The organism is Streptomyces alanosinicus (genome assembly GCF_014650595.1).
GTDB classification, from domain to species: domain Bacteria; phylum Actinomycetota; class Actinomycetes; order Streptomycetales; family Streptomycetaceae; genus Streptomyces; species Streptomyces alanosinicus.
This window is the reverse complement of sequence record NZ_BMVG01000058.1, coordinates 1-16,717: the sequence shown is the minus strand read 5'-3', so window position 1 is coordinate 16,717 and position 16,717 is coordinate 1. Positions and strand designations below refer to the sequence as shown.

The 16,717-nt window shown below is 69.0% G+C and carries 18 protein-coding genes and 2 pseudogenes; 10 read left to right on the top strand and 10 right to left on the bottom strand.

The window, feature by feature from the left end; all coding sequences use genetic code 11:
• Positions 1–8: 8 nt before the first annotated feature.
• Both rpmF and IE277_RS43180 read left to right on the top strand, forming a co-directional pair.
• A complete protein-coding gene (gene rpmF / locus IE277_RS43185; protein ID WP_189959190.1) occupies positions 9–179 on the top strand; it encodes a 50S ribosomal protein L32 in 171 nt (56 codons plus the stop codon).
• A gap of 6 nt (positions 180–185) precedes the next feature.
• Entirely contained in the window at positions 186–1,358 is a 1,173-nt protein-coding gene (locus tag IE277_RS43180) for a GTP-binding protein (RefSeq protein WP_189959189.1), read from the top strand.
• Between the two features lie 472 nt (positions 1,359–1,830).
• Here the strand turns inward: IE277_RS43180 and rpsR are convergent, their stop codons facing one another.
• The 4 genes from rpsR to rpmG all read right to left on the bottom strand — a co-directional run bounded on the left by rpsR (position 1,831) and on the right by rpmG (position 3,810).
• Positions 1,831–2,073, bottom strand: coding sequence for a 30S ribosomal protein S18 (gene rpsR / locus IE277_RS43175; protein WP_189959188.1), 243 nt, complete (start codon positions 2,071–2,073; stop codon positions 1,831–1,833).
• 134 nt (positions 2,074–2,207) lie between these two features.
• Complete coding sequence (locus IE277_RS43170; protein ID WP_189959187.1) at positions 2,208–3,386, bottom strand: GTP-binding protein; 1,179 nt, start codon at positions 3,384–3,386, stop codon at positions 2,208–2,210.
• Positions 3,383–3,640 (bottom strand): type B 50S ribosomal protein L31, encoded by a 258-nt coding sequence (locus IE277_RS43165; protein ID WP_189959186.1) that lies wholly within the window; start codon positions 3,638–3,640, stop codon positions 3,383–3,385. Before IE277_RS43165 ends, IE277_RS43170 begins: the two co-directional genes overlap by 4 nt.
• A gap of 5 nt (positions 3,641–3,645) precedes the next feature.
• The gene (gene rpmG, locus IE277_RS43160) at positions 3,646–3,810 is read right to left on the bottom strand and encodes a 50S ribosomal protein L33 (RefSeq protein ID WP_189959185.1); all 165 of its coding nucleotides are present in this window, start codon (positions 3,808–3,810) and stop codon (positions 3,646–3,648) included.
• A gap of 40 nt (positions 3,811–3,850) precedes the next feature.
• Here rpmG and IE277_RS43155 point away from each other — a divergent pair.
• From IE277_RS43155 to IE277_RS49955, 5 genes and pseudogenes are all read left to right on the top strand, one after another.
• Positions 3,851–3,979, top strand: a pseudogene (locus IE277_RS43155) (50S ribosomal protein L28); the annotation flags it as partial.
• Positions 3,942–4,284 (top strand): annotated as a pseudogene (rpsN, locus tag IE277_RS43150) (30S ribosomal protein S14). The pseudogenes IE277_RS43155 and rpsN, both read left to right, overlap by 38 nt.
• Positions 4,285–4,809: 525 nt before the next feature.
• Positions 4,810–6,192 (top strand): YibE/F family protein, encoded by a 1,383-nt coding sequence (locus IE277_RS43145; RefSeq protein WP_229882462.1) that lies wholly within the window; start codon positions 4,810–4,812, stop codon positions 6,190–6,192.
• 206 nt (positions 6,193–6,398) lie between these two features.
• Entirely contained in the window at positions 6,399–6,689 is a 291-nt protein-coding gene (locus tag IE277_RS49960; protein WP_373311002.1) for an aldehyde dehydrogenase family protein, read from the top strand.
• A complete protein-coding gene (locus IE277_RS49955) occupies positions 6,640–7,050 on the top strand; it encodes a Tn3 family transposase (RefSeq protein ID WP_189959183.1) in 411 nt (136 codons plus the stop codon). The genes IE277_RS49960 and IE277_RS49955 overlap by 50 nt, the downstream gene beginning before the upstream one ends.
• 67 nt (positions 7,051–7,117) lie before the next feature.
• On the opposite strand, the gene IE277_RS48400 is transcribed toward IE277_RS49955, so the two are convergent.
• The 5 genes from IE277_RS48400 to IE277_RS43115 form a co-directional block, all read right to left on the bottom strand.
• The gene (locus tag IE277_RS48400; RefSeq protein WP_229882458.1) at positions 7,118–7,351 is read right to left on the bottom strand and encodes a hypothetical protein; all 234 of its coding nucleotides are present in this window, start codon (positions 7,349–7,351) and stop codon (positions 7,118–7,120) included.
• Between the two features lie 26 nt (positions 7,352–7,377).
• Positions 7,378–7,929, bottom strand: a complete 552-nt coding sequence (locus tag IE277_RS43130) for an alpha/beta fold hydrolase (RefSeq protein ID WP_229882457.1) — start codon at positions 7,927–7,929, stop codon at positions 7,378–7,380.
• Positions 7,930–8,267: 338 nt separating this feature from the next.
• The gene (locus IE277_RS43125) at positions 8,268–9,506 is read right to left on the bottom strand and encodes a serine hydrolase domain-containing protein (RefSeq protein ID WP_229882461.1); all 1,239 of its coding nucleotides are present in this window, start codon (positions 9,504–9,506) and stop codon (positions 8,268–8,270) included.
• Between the two features lie 330 nt (positions 9,507–9,836).
• The gene (locus IE277_RS43120; RefSeq protein WP_308433478.1) at positions 9,837–10,244 is read right to left on the bottom strand and encodes a DUF1048 domain-containing protein; all 408 of its coding nucleotides are present in this window, start codon (positions 10,242–10,244) and stop codon (positions 9,837–9,839) included.
• A 2-nt stretch (positions 10,245–10,246) separates the two neighbouring features.
• The gene (locus tag IE277_RS43115; RefSeq protein ID WP_189959180.1) at positions 10,247–10,576 is read right to left on the bottom strand and encodes a PadR family transcriptional regulator; all 330 of its coding nucleotides are present in this window, start codon (positions 10,574–10,576) and stop codon (positions 10,247–10,249) included.
• A gap of 977 nt (positions 10,577–11,553) precedes the next feature.
• Here IE277_RS43115 and IE277_RS43110 point away from each other — a divergent pair.
• The 3 genes from IE277_RS43110 to IE277_RS48390 all read left to right on the top strand — a co-directional run bounded on the left by IE277_RS43110 (position 11,554) and on the right by IE277_RS48390 (position 13,619).
• Positions 11,554–12,651 (top strand): MerR family transcriptional regulator, encoded by a 1,098-nt coding sequence (locus IE277_RS43110; protein ID WP_189959179.1) that lies wholly within the window; start codon positions 11,554–11,556, stop codon positions 12,649–12,651.
• A gap of 94 nt (positions 12,652–12,745) precedes the next feature.
• On the top strand, positions 12,746–12,997 hold the full coding sequence (locus IE277_RS48395; RefSeq protein ID WP_229882456.1) for a Tn3 family transposase: 252 nt from the start codon (positions 12,746–12,748) through the stop codon (positions 12,995–12,997).
• On the top strand, positions 12,954–13,619 hold the full coding sequence (locus IE277_RS48390; protein ID WP_229882460.1) for a Tn3 family transposase: 666 nt from the start codon (positions 12,954–12,956) through the stop codon (positions 13,617–13,619). The genes IE277_RS48395 and IE277_RS48390 overlap by 44 nt, the downstream gene beginning before the upstream one ends.
• Here IE277_RS48390 and IE277_RS43100 read toward each other — a convergent pair.
• Positions 13,594–15,564 carry a potassium transporter Kup gene (locus tag IE277_RS43100; protein ID WP_373311001.1) on the bottom strand — a complete coding sequence of 657 codons (1,971 nt, stop codon included), beginning with the start codon at positions 15,562–15,564 and terminating at the stop codon, positions 13,594–13,596. The two genes, IE277_RS48390 and IE277_RS43100, sit on opposite strands and share 26 nt — an antisense overlap.
• Between the last annotated feature and the right edge of the window lie 1,153 nt (positions 15,565–16,717).

The window sequence follows — 16,717 nt, the reverse complement described above, 5'->3', positions numbered from 1 at the left end:
GAGGACCCATGGCTGTTCCCAAGCGGAAGATGTCCCGCAGCAACACCCGCCACCGCCGCGCCCAGTGGAAGGCGACCACGCCCACGCTCGTCCCGATCACCGTCGACGGAGTCTCGTACCTGGTGCCGCAGCGGCTGGTGAGGGCGTACGAGCGCGGGCTGCTGCGCCCCGAGGGCTGACCGCGCATGCCGTCCGACCAACTGCCCGTCACCGTCCTGTCCGGATTCCTCGGGGCGGGCAAGACCACCCTCCTCAACCACGTCCTCGGCAACCGTGAGGGGCTGCGCGTCGCGGTCATCGTCAACGACATGAGCGAGGTCAACATCGACGCCGCCCTGGTGCGCGGTGGCGAGGCTGCCCTCTCGCGCACCGAGGAACGCCTGGTCGAGATGACCAACGGCTGCATCTGCTGCACCTTGCGCGACGACCTGCTGGTGGAGGTCGACCGGCTGGCCCGCGAGGGCCGCTTCGACTACCTGCTCATCGAGTCGTCCGGCATCTCCGAACCCATGCCGGTCGCCGCGACCTTCGCCTTCGCCCGCGACGACGGCGCCACCCTCGACGAGATCGCCCGCCTGGACACCATGGTGACGGTCGTCGACGCAGCCAACTTCCTGCCCGAACTGGCAAGCGGCGACGAACTCGTCGAGCGGGGCCTGGACCAGTACCAGGACGACGAACGCACCGTCAGCGACCTGCTGATGGACCAGATCGAGTTCGCAGACGTCATCGTCCTCAACAAACTCGACCTCGTCGACGAGGAGTCAGCCGACCGGCTGCGAGCGACACTCACGCGTCTCAATCCCGCTGCACGCGTCATCCCGGCCGTCCACGGCCGCGTGAACCTCGGCGACGTACTGGGCACCAGGCTCTTCGACCTGGAACGCGCCCAACAGGCCCCCGGCTGGGTGATGGAGCTCAACGGCGACCACGTCCCCGAGACGGAGGAATACGGAATCTCGTCGACCGTCTTCCGCGCCGAACTGCCCTTCCACCCCGACCGACTGTGGACGTTCGTGACCAAGGAGCTCGACAGCGGCGCATACGGCCAGATCCTGCGCTCGAAGGGATTCTTCACCCTGGCCAGCCGCCCGCAGGTGACGGGCCTGTGGTCACAGGCCGGCTCCGTCGCCCGCTTCGAGCCCTCCGCGGCCCGCGACACCGACAGTGCCAACGGCCAGGAACTGGTCTTCATCGGCACGCATTTGCACGCGGATGCGTTGCACGCCGCGCTGAACGACTGCCTCGTGGCCGATGGCGAGAGCCTGCCAACCGTCGACCCGTTCCCCGCCTGGGACACCCACGGTATCGACGACGCCTGCGAGCACGAGCTCCCCGGACTCGTTGCGGGTATCTGAAGACCCCGGGTCGGGCGGTGGACGCAGCCACGGCGCCGCCCGGCCCGGCACGGACACCAAGACCCCCGGCGCGCGGCAGAGGGTGTCGGCCTGTTTCCGGTGCGGCCCTCGACGAACCGGTGGATCCGAGTGTGGCCGCGTTCGGCTCCAGCGCGATCTACGGCAGCGGGCACTCGCTGAAGGGCCGCACGATCCGGCTGACCGGCTTCGTCACGCGTGGCGACAGCGGCACCGGGTACGTGACCCGGCTCCCGGTCTCATCCTGCGCGGCCGACGCGACGACGACCAAGGTGGAGGTCCGCGGTGCGGACGCACCGGCGACGGAAACGCGGGGGACGGTGACCGGGACCTGGCGTCCGAAGGGCAGGCTGGGGTCGTCTGGGGAGCCTGGCCGCCGGTGCTGGGTGCCACGACGGCCAGGCAGGTTGCGGCGCGGTCCGCCCCGGACGCAAAAAGCGCTGACGCGCGCCGACTATCGGGAACCGTAGGGCAGCAGAGCCATCTCGCGTGCGTTCTTGACGGCCTGTGCTATCTGCCGCTGCTGTTGACGCGTCACGTGGGTCACCCGACGGCTGCGGATCTTTCCGCGGTCGGAGATGAACTTCCGCAGCAGATCGGTGTCCTTGTAGTCGACGTATGTGATGCCGGCGGCGTCCAGCGGGTTGGCGCGCTGACGCTTGGCTGTCGGCCGCCGGGTGGTCTTGTTTCGGGGCACGGTCGGGTCGGTCCTCTCTCTAGGGCGTGTTGCGAAAGTCCCGTCGTCCGCCCGGAGGGCGGCAGGCGGGACTTTCGCAACACGCCCTAGGGGATGCGGTCGTCGGACAAGCGGGCCATCGGGCAGGCAGGAGGTCAGGCCACTGGGTCGAGCAAGTCGTCGAAGGTGCGCGGCAGTTCCCTCCAGCCTTTCCTGCCCGCCGCGTACTCGTCGTCGGTGAGCAGGCACGAGTCGAGCAGGGCCAGCAGACCGTCGCGGTCCAGGCCGGGCGAGGTGAAGGTGAGGTACTGGCAGCGGTCACCGTGCTCGGCGTGCCAGTCCAGCGAGGCTGCGACACGTCGTTCGGCCGGAACCATCTCCCAAGCGGCTTCAGGCAGGGCAGCCAGCCAGGGACCGACCGACTCCACGCACAACGCGCCGCCAGCCGCGTCCCACGACAGCAGCGTGTCGGGACGGTCCGCCAGCCAGAAGCGCCCACGGCTGCGAGCGGCGGCGCAGGTCAGATCCTCCAGCGCTGTATAGAGGCGCTGCGGGTGGAAGGGCCGCTCGCACCGCCAGACGAGGGTACTCACACCGTGCCCGTCGCACTCCTGCGGCAGCAGCGCGCACGCGGGATGCACACGGGCGGCGGCCGCTGCCGCGTCGAACCCCGCCAGCAGAGCGGCACCCAGGGCGCCATCCCTCCCCACACGTACCGGTCGTGCGCCGGGTGTGAGCTGTGCGAGCAGGGCGCGGTCACTGTCGTCGGCGCACTCGCCGACCTCCCCACCCGAGCCGTCCTCGGCCAGGACGATCACCGTGGGGTACTCCAGCTGACGCGCGAAAGTGTCGGCGACGGTGCGCTGATCGGTCGGGGCGGCGGCGAGGCCGGCATCGGCCAGGTCGTCGCCGTTGGACAGGTACGGCAGGACGAGTGCCGGGTCGACCGCGGTGGCGACCCCGGTCAGAGCCAGCGGTGCGCCCGCAGCGGCGATGACTCCGGCCATGGCCTGCGGCTCGACGGAGTCCCACAGTTCCACGACGGCCAGCCGATATCGGCCCTCCTCTGCGAGCCGCAGCAGTTCGGGGACCAAGTCCTCGCGCAGCGCGCAGCACGCGCAGTCGTTCACCAGGGGCGCGTCGCCGCTGCCCAGCAGGGCATCGGCGTCTCGCACCGTGCGGTGTACAGCGCTGTCGACGGCGGACGTCAGGTCGTGGTGCAGTGCGACCGAACCGGGGACCGTACGCAGGATCTCCTCCACGGCGGCACGGCGGGCGTCGGCATGCAACCCGGCGACGATCGCGACCGGCAGCCGCACCTGGCCCCCGCTCACCGCTTCCCCCCTGCGCGGCCGTAGCGCCGCTCGAAGCGCTCGACGCGCCCCGCGGTGTCCAGGACGCGTTGGGTGCCGGTGTAGAAGGGGTGGCTCGCCGAGGAGATCTCGACGTCGATGACCGGGTAGGTGTTGCCGTCCTCCCACTCGACGGTCTTGTCGCTGGTGGCCGTCGACCGAGTGAGGAAGGCGTAGTCGGCGGCCCGGTCGCGGAAGACGACCGGGCGGTACTCGGGGTGGATTCCGGGTTTCACGGCTTTCAGCGCTCCTCACGGAAGTCGACGTGGCGGCCGGCGACCGGGTCGTACTTGCGCAGGGCCAAACGGTCGGGGTTGTTACGGCGGTTCTTGCGCGTCACGTACGTGTAGCCGGTGCCGGCGGTGGACCTCAGCTTGATGATCGGGCGCAGCTCGTTACGGGCCATGACAGCACCATACACGGGGTTGGTTTTCATTTTCATTTAGCGCTACTGGCTGCCGAGCGAAAGCCGCTACGTCCGGCTCACCCTCTCCGCCAAGGGCGTCAAGACCGTCGACACGATCGGCGTCGAGGCCGCTGTGGCCCGCATCCGCGCCCGGGGAGGGAAGGTCTGATGGCGAGAAGAGCAAGATCGCGAAGAACGAGCAGCGGCGCGTCGTCGTGGCCCGCTACGCCGCCCGCCGCGCCGAGCTGAAGGCGATCATCTCGTCACCCCGGAACATCCGACGAGGAACGCGCCGCCGCCCAGCGCGAACTGCGCCGGCAGCCCCGCGACGCCAGCGCCACCCGCCTGCGCAACCGCGACTCCGTGGACGGCCGACCCCGCGGACACCTGCGGGCCTTCGGCCTGTCCCGCATCCGTGTACGTGAAATGGCCCACGCGGGCGAGCTCCCCGGCGTGACCAAGAGCAGTTGGTGACCCGGACCCGATCCGCTCACCCTTCAAGGCAGTGCCGCCCCGGTCATATGCGTGCCCGCTCTGGGGAGGCGTCGAGGACTTTCCCTCACGTCGAGCGGAGAGGCGCGCCGGTGCAAGCCCTGAACACCGGCACTGAGCTCGCAAGGCCGCCTCCGGCCCCAGGAAGGTCCATGATCCAGGCACGGTGAACAGAAGGCTCCCGATGTTCTCGCGGTGATTGTGGCTGAGACCATGACACGGCCGTTCCCGTACTCTTCCCCAGAGCCACCGCGAAGGCCCGGCTCGGGAGGGGGCACGGACAACCGCGAGGGAGACGGCATGGGAGCGGCTGACCGGCAGAGCGCCGGGGACTGGGACGGCGTCGGCAACCTGCCCCCGGCCAGGAACGGACACCCGAGCGCGTACGCGTACGGCTACGAGTACGGGGACACTCCCGGGTCGGCACCTCATCCCGACTACGGACACCATGCCGGCGCGGGCCATGTCCCCTCCCCTGCGGCCGCACGCCATGACCACACCCCTGTGATGGGCAGCGAACGCACCACAGCGACTGACGCCGGACATCACCCCGACCACGGCCCCGGAGCGGGCGTCGGCGGTCATGGACACAGCCACAGCCACAGCCACGGGCCCGCCGCGCCGGTCTCCCGGCACCTTCGCAAGGTCATCGCGGCGATCCTGATCCCCTTCACCGCCGCCGTCGTGGTGGGACTCGTGGTCCTGTGGCCGGGCGGTGCGCCGCCGCACAAGCGCACCGGCGTCGGCTTCGACCAGCAGACACAACAGGCCACGGTCACCAGAGTCCTCGAGGTGAGCTGCACGTCGGTGAACGCCTCCGGCGAGACCCCGACCGGCGACACCGCCACCGCCGAGGGCACCTCCGCACAGCAGGAGGCGAACGGCACCTGCCACAAGGCCACGATCCGGGTCGACACCGGCAAGAACAAGGGCCGTACCTTCACCGAGATCGTGCAGCCCGACCAGGCACGGCAGCTGCACCCGGACGAGAAGGTCGTGGTCGCCTACGAGCCCTCCGCGCCGAAGGACCTGCAGTACTCGGTGACCGACGTGAACCGTCGCTTCCCCATGACGCTGCTCGCCGGCGTTTTCGCACTCGCCGTCGTGGTCGTCGGGCGGCTCCGCGGAGTGATGGCGCTGGTTGCGCTGGCCATCAGCTTCGGGGTGCTCAACTTCTTCATCCTGCCCGCGATCCTGCAGGGCGCGAACCCGCTGCTGGTGGCGGTGATCGGGTCGAGCGCCATCATGCTGATCGCCCTGTACATGTGCCACGGCCTGTCCGCCCGTACATCGGTGGCCGTGCTCGGCACACTCGCCTCACTGGCACTGATCGGCATCCTCGGCGCACAGTTCATCGGCTGGGCCGCCCTGACCGGCAACACCGACGACCAGACCGGCCTGATCCACGGCCTCTACCCGAAGCTCGACATGAGCGGCCTGCTGCTCGCCGGCGTCATCATCGGCTCCCTCGGCGTTCTCGACGACGTCACCGTGACCCAGACATCGGCCGTCTGGGAACTGCACGAGGCCAACCCGACGATGGGCTGGCGCGGCCTGTACCGGGCCGGCATCCGCATCGGCCGCGACCACATCGCCTCCGTGGTCAACACCCTCGTCCTCGCCTACGCCGGCGCCGCACTGCCGTTGCTGCTGCTCTTCTCCATCGCCCAGAGCGGCGTGGGCACCGTCGCCAACAGCGAGCTGGTCGCCGAGGAGATCGTGCGCACGCTGGTCGGCTCGATCGGCCTGGTGGCCTCGGTGCCGGTCACCACGCTCCTCGCCGCTCTGGTCGTCTCGGCCGACCGCCCGCAGGGAGCGCCAGGGCCGGTGACGGACGACTCCGCTCAGACTGCGGCACGGAGCAGTCGGGGGCGACGCCGCAAGCGCTGAGCCCCCGCCGGCGCTCACACGGAAAACCGCCACCGCGCAGGACCAGCCCCACGACGAGAACACCACCCTCACCGAACTCGCCCGCCACATCGACGAGCCCGCGCGGCTGCGCAACAGCGAGTTCGGCAAGAAGGTCAACGACCACATCTGGCACTGCTCGTACGCGCCGCACCTGAGGACCACTGCCTCTCCGACCTCGGCTCGCGGTGCGCGACGCGCTCGACGGCGCCTTCTACAACAAGGGCGAGGCGTGCACCGCCACATCACCGCTGCTCGTGCACCGTGACGTGCACGACGAGTTCGTCGCGATGATCGAGAGCGTGCTGCGGCACTGCACCGAGATGGTGGTGGACCGGCAGTACACCGACACCCACGGCGCGTCCATCGACAGGTTCGCGTTCGCGCACGTGCTCGGCTTCAACCTGCTGCCCCGGCTGAAGAACCCCGGTGCTGTCCAGCAAGACGATCGACTGGGAGCTGATCCGCCAGCAGTATGACCAGATCGTCAATTACACCACCGCGCTTCGCCTGGGCACGGCGGAGGCCGAGCAGGTGATGCGCCGGTTCACCCGCGGCGGGCCGAAGCACCCGACCTACCGGGTGATCGAGGAACTCGGCCGGGCGGTCCGCACGGCGTTGCTCGCCCTGCACCTGCTGCAGGAGGTCCTGGCCGAGCCGAAATGGGTCGACCGCCTCGGCGACGCCGACCGGCGCGCGCTGTCCCCGCTGTTCGGGACCCACGTCAACCCCTACGGCCGGTTCGAGCTGGACATGAGCAACCGGCTGGACCTCGGCCCGGCGGTAGCCATCCCCGGCCGGCGGACGAACGGCGGCCGACCGGCCGCCGAGAACCGCTGAGCAGTGGTAGGACAGGGGTCGGGGGGCGAAGCCATCTGCCGTGGCTTCGAGCACCCCCGGCCCGTGGTTACGCGCGGTCGAAGGCCGCGACCTCACACACAGCCGCGGCGACGGCGCGGAAGTCCTTTTTCAGGATCGAAGCGTGGTTGCTGGCGACCTTCGCGTGGATTTTGATGTTCGGGTTGCGGGCGGCCACCGCAGGGAGGGTGGCGCGGTGCCGTTCGTGCTCGTCACCCTTGCTTCCGAAGGACCTCCCCGAGGCGATCACGTATCGGGTCGGGACGGTGATGTTGTCCAGCACGGGACCCAGGTTGCACGCGCGGGCGATCACGCCACCTCAATGTTGCTGTTCGCGATCTGTTCGGCGGTCATCCGCGGGGTCAGGCCCGTCGGGCGCAGCAGCACCATGAGCGGGCTCAGCCGTCGAAACAGCTTCCGGATCCGCTGCTCCATGGCCTCATCCAGCCAGTCGTCCGGTTGCGCGCCCTCGACCAGGACCGCGCCCACGGTACGGTCGGGATTTCGGCTGGCCCAGTGCGCCGCGAGGAACCCTCCGTAGGACCAGCCCACCACCAGCGCCCGGTCCACCCCCCTGGCTGCGAGCACGGCATCGACATCCCGGAGATGTGTCTCGAACGAATTGGAGTCCGCCGAACGCTTCGACTGGCCGCGGGCCCGCATGTCGTAGGTGATGTGCCGCCACCCGGGCCCCAGTTCGGCCAGGACCCGCCGCCAGTACCCTTGCGTGGCGACATGGCCGTTGAGGTAGATCACAGGGATACCGGGGCCGCCGGTGTCGGTGACGGCCAGGGCCGTGTCATCCACCGGCACCATGCCGGTCCACGGTGAACGGGGCGAGGAACTGCCGTTCTTCGTCATCTGTTTCCCCTGGTTGTGTGAGGTGTCATGTGCGACTTCTTCAAGTTCTGCACGTGGTTCGCCAGCCCTTGGATCCGATCGGTTGTCATCCGGAGGGCTGTTCACGTGCGAGAGGTCGCGATGTGGCTTCTTCTCAGCGCCAACCACGCTTCGAGTGATCCCCGACACCGGGTGCCCTCGCTGTTCGAGGGGCCGGCGCTCAGCGGTGCCGAGCCCTTCGAAGGTGGCGTCAGAGACTGTCTTGCGCCCGTCATGCAGCTGATCGCGGAACGTGGCGGCTTGAAGGCCGGAGCCTGGTCGAGGTCTGTTGCCGTTCCGACCTTGACCAGGGAGGTGGGTCAGTCGTCGATGGCCTGGTAGAGCGTGGTCCAGAAGTCGTTGATGGCCCGCGCCGAATCCGGGGTGGTCATCCCGGTCTGGGTGAGCAGGATGCCGACGAGTTGGTTGTGCGGGTCGGCGTAGGTCGTGGTGCCGCTTCCGCCGTCCCAGCCGAACTGGCCGATGGGCGCGAAGTCGCCACGGTAGGTGCGCACCGTCATCCCGAAGCCCCAGCCGCCTTGCTGTCCCAGGCCGTGTGACAAGTGGACGAGGCTGCGGGCCAGGGCTTCTCGGGCGGCCAGTTGCTCGGGGGCGAGGCGGTTGGTGGTCATCAGCTCGACGGCGGGCCGGGACAGGATCCGCTGGGGCCCGTGCATCCCGTGGTTGAGCAGCATCCGGAAGTAGGCGTGGTAGTCGTCGACGGTGGAGTCGAGTCCGCCGCCGCCTGACGGGAACGCCGGAGGCTTGCTGTGGTGTCCCCCTTCGGCCGCGTCCTCCACCTTGAACTGTCCGGTCTGCGGGTCGGGGGCGTACAGGGGAGGCAGCCGGTCGATCTTGTCGGCGGGCACGTGGAAACCGGTGTCCTTCATGCCCAGCGGATCGAAGATGCGCTCTCGCAGGAACGTCTCGAAGGACTGGCCGGTGACCCTGGCGACGAGCACGCCGAGCACGTCGTTGCTGATGTTGTACTGCCACTGCTCTCCGGGTTGGTACATCAGCGGGAGCGTGCCGAGGCGGCGCATCCACTCATCCGGCTCCGGTGCCGGCAACAGCCATCCGTCCTCCTGGCCGTAAACCCCCCGCTCGAAGAGCGCGCCCATCATCGGGGAGCCCATCGCCGTCATATCCATGCCGAGCCCGAACGTGGAGGTGAGCAGGTCCCGTACGGTGATCGGCCGCCGTGCCGGCACGGTGTCGTCCAGCGGGCCGTCGGGCCGCTTGAGCACCTGTCGGTCGGCGAGCTCGGGCAGCCAGTGATCTATCGGCTCGTCCAGCCGCAGTCGGCATTCGTCGAGCAGGATCATCGCCGCCGCCATCGCGACCGGCTTGGTCGTCGAGGCCATGCGGAAGATGGTGTCCCGGTGCATCGGCGTGCCACCGTCGTGGCGCATCGTCCCGATCGCTTCGACGTGTGTCTCCTCGCCTCGGCTGACCAGGGCGACGAGCCCGGGAATCTTCCCTGAGTCGACATGCCGTGTCAGCACCTCGCGCAGTCTGTGAAGCCCGGCTTCGGAGAAGCCGTTGTTGCCGTTTCCCATCATGAATCTCCTCACGTGCAAGCGTTCGATACATGTGGCTCTCGATCTGCAGGACTCGCCCCGGCGCGGCACTCAAGGGCATCGCCCGGCGACGCACGAGAGGGTGCGGGTGAGTTCGGCGTGGCCCGGTTCGCGGCCCCGAGGATGCAACTGCTGAACCGTTCATGACATCCATCAGCGCCACGCGCGCTGATACCGGCTGTCGCCGTCCTGACGCCGCCGCTGGCCCACGGCGAGAATCGGCCAGTCGGGCATGACCGCGTGGCCGCGTCGTGCAGACAGTCGAGGAAAGTGGTGCCCGGTCCCGGGCACCATGTGCGGTGCCTGCTGTCAGGCCGTCTTGTCGTCGTTTCCGGCGTCTTGGCCAGCGGCGCGCTCAATGTCGTCGGCCAGCCGCTTCCGCGCTCGGGCGGGGACGTAGCCACCCTCCGAGTAGTTCTGGACGAACGCCTCGACGAACTCCACCGGATCGCCCCCCACAACCTGACGGATCGACGTTCCGTCCGCCGCGGCCTGCTCGAACAGGTCGGCGAGGTCCTCGAACCTCGACGCGTCACTGTCGGCGTCGCTCGGCACGAAGTGCATCATGTACCGCTCGATCGCTTCGACTGCCGTACGGTAGTTCTCGGGAAGCTGCTTGGTGCGTGCCTTGTACGCCCGCCAGCGCTTCTTGGGCCCGATCAACTTCGAGATGAAGCCGTACTCTTCGATGAAGCCGTACTCTTCTTCGTCGGACATGGTCATCCGCCCCCTTCGCGGAGCTGTTCCAGCCGTTCTGCGAGGAAGCTCCAGGTCCTCCAGAACTCTTCGAGGTACTCACGCCCCTGGTCGTTGAGGGAGTGCACCTTGCGTGGCGGCCCCTTCTCGGAGGGGACCTTCTCCACATCGACGAGGCCGCGCTTCTCCATCCTGATGAGCAGCGCGTAGATGGTTCCTTCGGCGATGTCGGAGAAACCCTGCTCCCGCAGCCGTGCCGTGATCTCGTAGCCGTACGCGGGTCGGCCGGACAGGGACGCGAGGATGACGCCCTCCAGCGTGCCCTTGAGCATCTCCGTCAGCAGCTTGGCCATGGAACGCCTCCCCTCTGCACTAGTCAGCGGTATTAAGTACCAGTACACCGTAACGCTGACTACCAGTACTTAGCAAGACGGAATAGTGGAGGAGTGAGCCCGTCCCGCGAGCGCGCGGTTCAACGGCATCACCGGGGGGCGAGCCACGAGGCTCGGCACTGATCGCTTGGGGGTGCCCCTGACCGGCGTCGTGCTGATCGAGCGGCGGCAGCGGCTCCCGGAGCGCCCAGGGGGCGGGGACGTTGGCGTGGGCCTGTGCGCGGTCGCCTCAGGCCACGGCCGCGACTTCGGGCCAGATTGATGGAGACCGGACATGCCTGACGTGCCTTACGTCATGTCAGCCATCTGATCCGTGCTTCAGCTTGACGGCACAAGATAACCAGCATTCCGGGGGGTGTTCTTCGCGGCGAGCGCGTCCAGCTGCGTCTGGAGTTCCTGGGTCAGGGTTGAGCAGCGGGCCTAGGGCCTGTCCGGCGGATCCTGTCGCAGGCGCGGGGGTGCCGGGCCACCACGGCTGCCCCGAGGCGCGGTCGGCCGGGGTCGGCACGCGCAGGAGCTTGGCGAGCCGGGGCACCTTCGTGAAACGGCCGGTGTGGTAGGTGCCGCGACCGCGCCGGAGCGCGAGCGACACGGTGATCCAGGCTGGGCCGTGCAGCGCGGGCACGGGTGGCGCTCGACGTCGTCCGCGTGGCTCCGGTGTGCGATGTGAGCGTCCGGCATGACTCCGGATGCTGTCACAGACCATTCCCGAAACTTGCCCCGTTCTACTTTTGAGTGAGAACGACTTGTGACAGCGGATCGCCCGTCCGAACCGCCGACGCGGACCATTTCCGATCTTGCTCCGGGAAAGGAACATTTCTGACCGCGACGCGGAGTGCGGCTGTGGCCTCCGCTTCGGCTCTTGCTGCCGTGAGTGCGTTCTTGACCCTCACGTGACGTCAGGCTGCATGGTCGGTGCCGTGGAGGATCACTGGACCGTGGGACGCGTGGCCGAGCTGGCCGACGTGAGCGTCCGCACGCTGCATCACTATGACGAGATCGGGCTTGTGCGTCCGTCGGCGCGGACCCCGGCCGGGTACCGGGCCTACTCGGCGGGTGACGTGGAGCGGCTTAGGGAGGTGCTGGCCTACCGGCGGCTGGGCTTCGGTCTGCGGGAGGTTGCGGCACTGGTTGACGACTCGTCCACCGACGCGGTCGCGCACCTGCGCCGACTGCGCGGCCTGCTGCTGGAGCGACGTGATCGCGCCGACGCCATGGTGGCGGCCATCGACAGGGAACTCGAGGCACGGGCGAAGGGACTCATGGTGACACCGGAGGAGCAACTGGAGGTGCTCGGCGCACGACTGTACGACGCGATCGGCGGCGCTTACCCCGCAACACGGCGTACCGAGCCGCGGATCGCCGCGCAGATCTGGGACGCGCTCGGCGACGCGCAGACGGTGCTGAACGTCGGGGCCGGCACCGGCTCCTACGAGCCTGCTGATCGCGACGTGACCGCGGTGGAGCCATCGGCGGTCATGCGGGGGCAGCGGCCCGCCGACTCGGCGCCGTGCGTGGCCGCCGCCGCGGAGAGCCTGCCGTTCGAGGACCACTCCTTCGACGCCGCGATGGCCGTCTCCACCGTTCACCACTGGGGGGACCCGATAGCGGGGCTGCGCGAGATGCGGCGCGTGGCCCGCCGTGTGGTGGTGCTCACGTTCGACACCGACGAGCCCGGGTGGCAGGACCGGTTCTGGCTTACCCGCGACTACCTGCCCGAGTTCGCCGGCGTCCTCGCGGAATTTCCCTCGCTTGCGGGGATGGCCGACGCGATCGGCGCCCGCGCTGAGCCGGTGCCCATCCCGTGGGACTGCGCTGACGGCCTCTTCGAGGCGTACTGGCGCCGACCGGGGGCGTATCTGGAGGATCACGTGCGCCGTGCGATGTCGGTGTGGACGAGGGTCGGGTCGGAGGCCGAGCAGCGGGCGGTGCGAAGCCTCGGCAACGACCTCGACTCCGGCCGGTGGGTCGAGCGCAACAGCGACCTCGCTCACCTCGACGCCGCAGATCTCGGCCTCCGTCTGCTCGTAGCTTGAATGGACGCCGGTCTCAGTCCCTGACCCGGCGTCCGGCAGGCCCACGGTGAGGCGTTCCTCCTGCTGGCCTGGATGCTGCGCGGCCATCCCGTCGGTGCTCCGTCCCGTCCTCGTCAGCGAGCCCGGCCGCGACCGGGTCGCGCAGCGGGCGCAGGCCGCCGCCGTCGACTGGGACCTGATCGCCCAGCAGTACGACCAGATCGTGAAGTACACCACCGCCCTTCGCCTCGGAACGGCGGGGGCCGAGCAGGTGCTCCGCCAGTTCACCCGCGGCGGCCCGAAACACCCGACCTACCAGGCCGATCGAGGAGCCGGGCCGGGCGGTCCGTACGGCGTTCATCTGTGATTACCTCGCGGACGTCGAACTGCGGCAAGAGATCCACCAGGGCCTGCAGGTGGTGGAGAACTGGAACTCAGCCAACCACGACCTGTTCTACGGCAAGGACGGCGACCTGACCGGCGCGGACAAGGAGAGCCAGGAGGTCAGCATGCTGGCCCTGCACCTGCTGCAGTCCGCCTTGGTCCACGTCAACACCCTGCTGATGCAGCAAGTCCTGGCCGAGCCGAAGTGGTCCGATCGCCTCACCGAGGCCGACCGGCGGGCGCTGTCGGCGCTGTTCTGGACGCACGTGAACCCCTACGGCTGGTTCGAGCTGGACATGAACCCCCATCTCGACCTCGGTTCCGGGCCCACCGTGCCCGGGCAGCGTAGGGACCAGGAGCAAGCAGTAACGGCCAACTGGTGTCCAGGGCAATGGCAGGGAGAGCTGTCCCGGTGCCATCTCATCGGCGTCCGGTCAGTGGGATGGCGTTTCCCGGACTCAGTCTGGCTTCGGCCGGGACCTGCGCTGGACGCGAGCGATCAGCCGAGTCCCTCGCATGGGGCCTTCCGGCCGACGCCGAGGTACGCGGGCAGTGCACCTTGTGACGACCGGCGCGCTCCTACACCTCGATGTGGGAGCCCATGATGACCGTGCGGTCACGGGGCAGGCCGAAGTACTCGGCGGCGTCGGCCGTGATGTACGAGGTGGCGAGGAACAGCCGCTTGCGCCAGGGCGCCATCGTGTGTGCCTTGCCTCGCCGGAGATCGATCTTCGACAGGAAGTAGGACGCCTGGTCGAGGTCCAACGGCCCTTCGGTTCGGGCCGGGTCGAGCATCGCCAGGGTGCCGGGCACGTCCGGTGTCTCCATGTAGCCGAACCGGGCGGTGACGTGGATGATCCCGTCGTCGGTGTAGCCGAGGTCGTCGACGACGACCCGCTGGTCGGCCGGTACGCGGGGCACGGTCTCCGTCTGGATGGAGAGAATCACGACCTGGTCGTGCCGCACGTGGTTGTGTTCGACGTTGGCCCGCATGGCGAGCGGCGCGGTCTGCTTGCCCCGGTTGAGGAAGACGGCCGTACCGGGGATCCGGAGCGTTGACACCTTCCCGCTGCGGAGCTGGTCGATGAACTCGGGCAGCGGGCCTTCCTGGCGGGCGCGTTCGGCGGTGACGAGTTCGCGTCCGCGTTGCCAGGTGGTCATGACGGTGAACGCGGTCAGGCCGATCAGCAGCGGCAGCCACGCGCCGTGGACGAGCTTGGTCATGTTGGCCGCCACGAACAGCAGGTCCACGAAGAGCAGCACGCTCGCGCCGATGGCGACCAGCCACTTGGGCGTGCCCCACTTGGCACGGGCGACGTAGAAGAACAGCAAGGTGCTGATCGTGATGGTGCCGGTGACCGCCATGCCGAAGGCGAAGGCCAGCGCCGCCGAGCTGCGGAAGGCGAAGACCAGGGTGAGGACCGAGACCATCAGCAGCCAGTTGATCCAGGGGACGTAGATCTGGCCGATCGTGGACTCGGAGGTGTGCGCGATCCGCAGCCTCGGCAGGTAACCGAGCTGGGCCGCCTGAGAGGCGACCGAGTACGCGCCGGTGATCACCGCCTGAGAGGCGATCACGGTGGCCGCCGTGGCCAGCACGATCATCGGCCACCTGCCCCAGTCGGGCACGAGCAGGAAGAACGGGCTGCTGATGTTCCGCGGATCGGCGAGGATCAGCGCACCCTGGCCGAGGTAGCTCAGCACGCAGGCCGGGAAGACGAGGAACAGCCAGCCGCGGGTGATCGACCGGCGGCCGAAGTGTCCCATGTCGGCGTACAGCGCCTCGGCACCGGTGACCGCGAGCACGACGGCGGCCAGGGCGAAGAAGGCGGTGCCGAAATGGCCGACGAGGAAGCCCAGGGCGTACGTCGGCGACAGCGCCCTGAGGATGGCCGGGTGGTCGGCGATGCCCGCCACGCCGCACGCGCCGATCGCCGCGAACCAGGCGATCATCACCGGCCCGAACACCCTGCCCACCGCCGCGGTTCCCCTGCGCTGGACCAGGAACAACACGATGATGATCACTGCAGTGATCGGTACGACCGCGCTTTCCAGCGACGGCTCGACGACCTTGAGCCCTTCGACCGCCGACAGCACCGAGATCGCCGGAGTGATCATGCTGTCGCCGAAGAACAGCGACGCGCCGAAAATGCCCAGCGCGACCAGTAGGGCCGTGGTCCGCCGGGCCCGCTTCGAGCTCCAGCGGCGCACAAGCGTGATCAGCGCCATGATGCCGCCCTCGCCGTCGTTGTCGACGCGCATCGCCAGCAGCACATAGGTGACCAGGACGATGATCACCACCGACCAGAACACGAGCGACACCACCCCGTACACGTTCTGGGTGGTGACCGGGACGGGGTGCGGGTCGCTCGGGTTGAACACGGTCTGGAGGGTGTAGATCGGGCTGGTTCCGATGTCGCCGAACACCACGCCCAGAGCACCGATCACCAGCGCGAGACGCACCGAGTCGTGCGCGCTCGGGCCATGAGCCTCCGCCGGCCGCGATGCGGATCCGCCGTCGGACGTTGTCCCGTGCCGCTGATCGGCCACTCTCATCCTCCTTCTTGGCACGGGCTGCTGTGCTGCAGGCCAGGTGCATCACGGCGGACGATATACCGACCCTTCTGCGCAATCGCCAGAAGGCCCGCGCCGCTTCGTTCGTGGGATCGAGTGCTCGCCCGGTGGCGCCCGCCAAGCGTTGTGCCCTCGGCAGGATTTGAACCTGGATTCCCGGCCTCATGTGTGCTGAACACGGACAACGCCTCCACGGCGTGATCGGCTGCAGGAGCGAAAAGCTGCCCCGTTCGGCCCTGGGCGCACGGCCGTGGTGACTGCCCCCGAGCGAGCCTGCACCCCTCGTGCTGCATGGGTGTGCCCGACTCGCCGATGTCGTGTGCGAGGGCACCCACTCGATCACCGCACCCCTGCTGGTCTCGCTGGTCGCGTCCGCCCTGGTTATCGGAGTGGTCACCGGTGCCGGGCAGGCGGCGGCGCTGGGGCTGCGGCTGGTCTCCGGCCCGCTGGCGGACCGGACCCGCCGCTTCTGGGGTCCGGCGATCGCCGGGTACTCCCTGAGCGTCGTCTCCGTCCCGTTGCTTGGCCGGAGTGTTGTGGGCGGCCTGCGTGCTGGTCATCGCCGAGCGTGTCCGGAAGGCAGTGCGCTCACCGGCGAAGGACACCCTCTCTCGCACGCCAGCGTGCGACCGGGCGGGGCCGTGGCTTCACCGTCCATGAGGCCATGGACCAGATCGGCGCCATCGCCGGCCCGCTGCTGGTAGCGGGCGTGCTGGCGCTCACCGCGACCACCTCGTACCCGTCCAGACATGCCGACTGAGTCCCCGGGCAAATGCACCCGCGATGCCGTCTTCAGCACCCGACGGAACGTCGCCGGGACCACCGCCACGCGATGGGAACTTTCAGCAGACCCGCGGTCGGTACGGGCAGCGGGCTCAGTGGGGTATGCCCATGTATTGACCCAAGTACCCGTGCCGGCCATGCGGTCGTCCGAGGGCGCGGCCCTATGCGTCCCGGCATGGCCCGGGCGGGCCGGTCGGCGAGGGAAGGAAGACCGGCCCGCCCGGGAGATCAGAGGTACGTCGGCTACAGGCCCACGTCGCGGCTGCGGATGTCCTCCAGGGACTCCCGGCGGACCAGCAGGCGGGCGAGGCCGTCGCGTACGGCGACCACGGGCGGGCGGCCGACC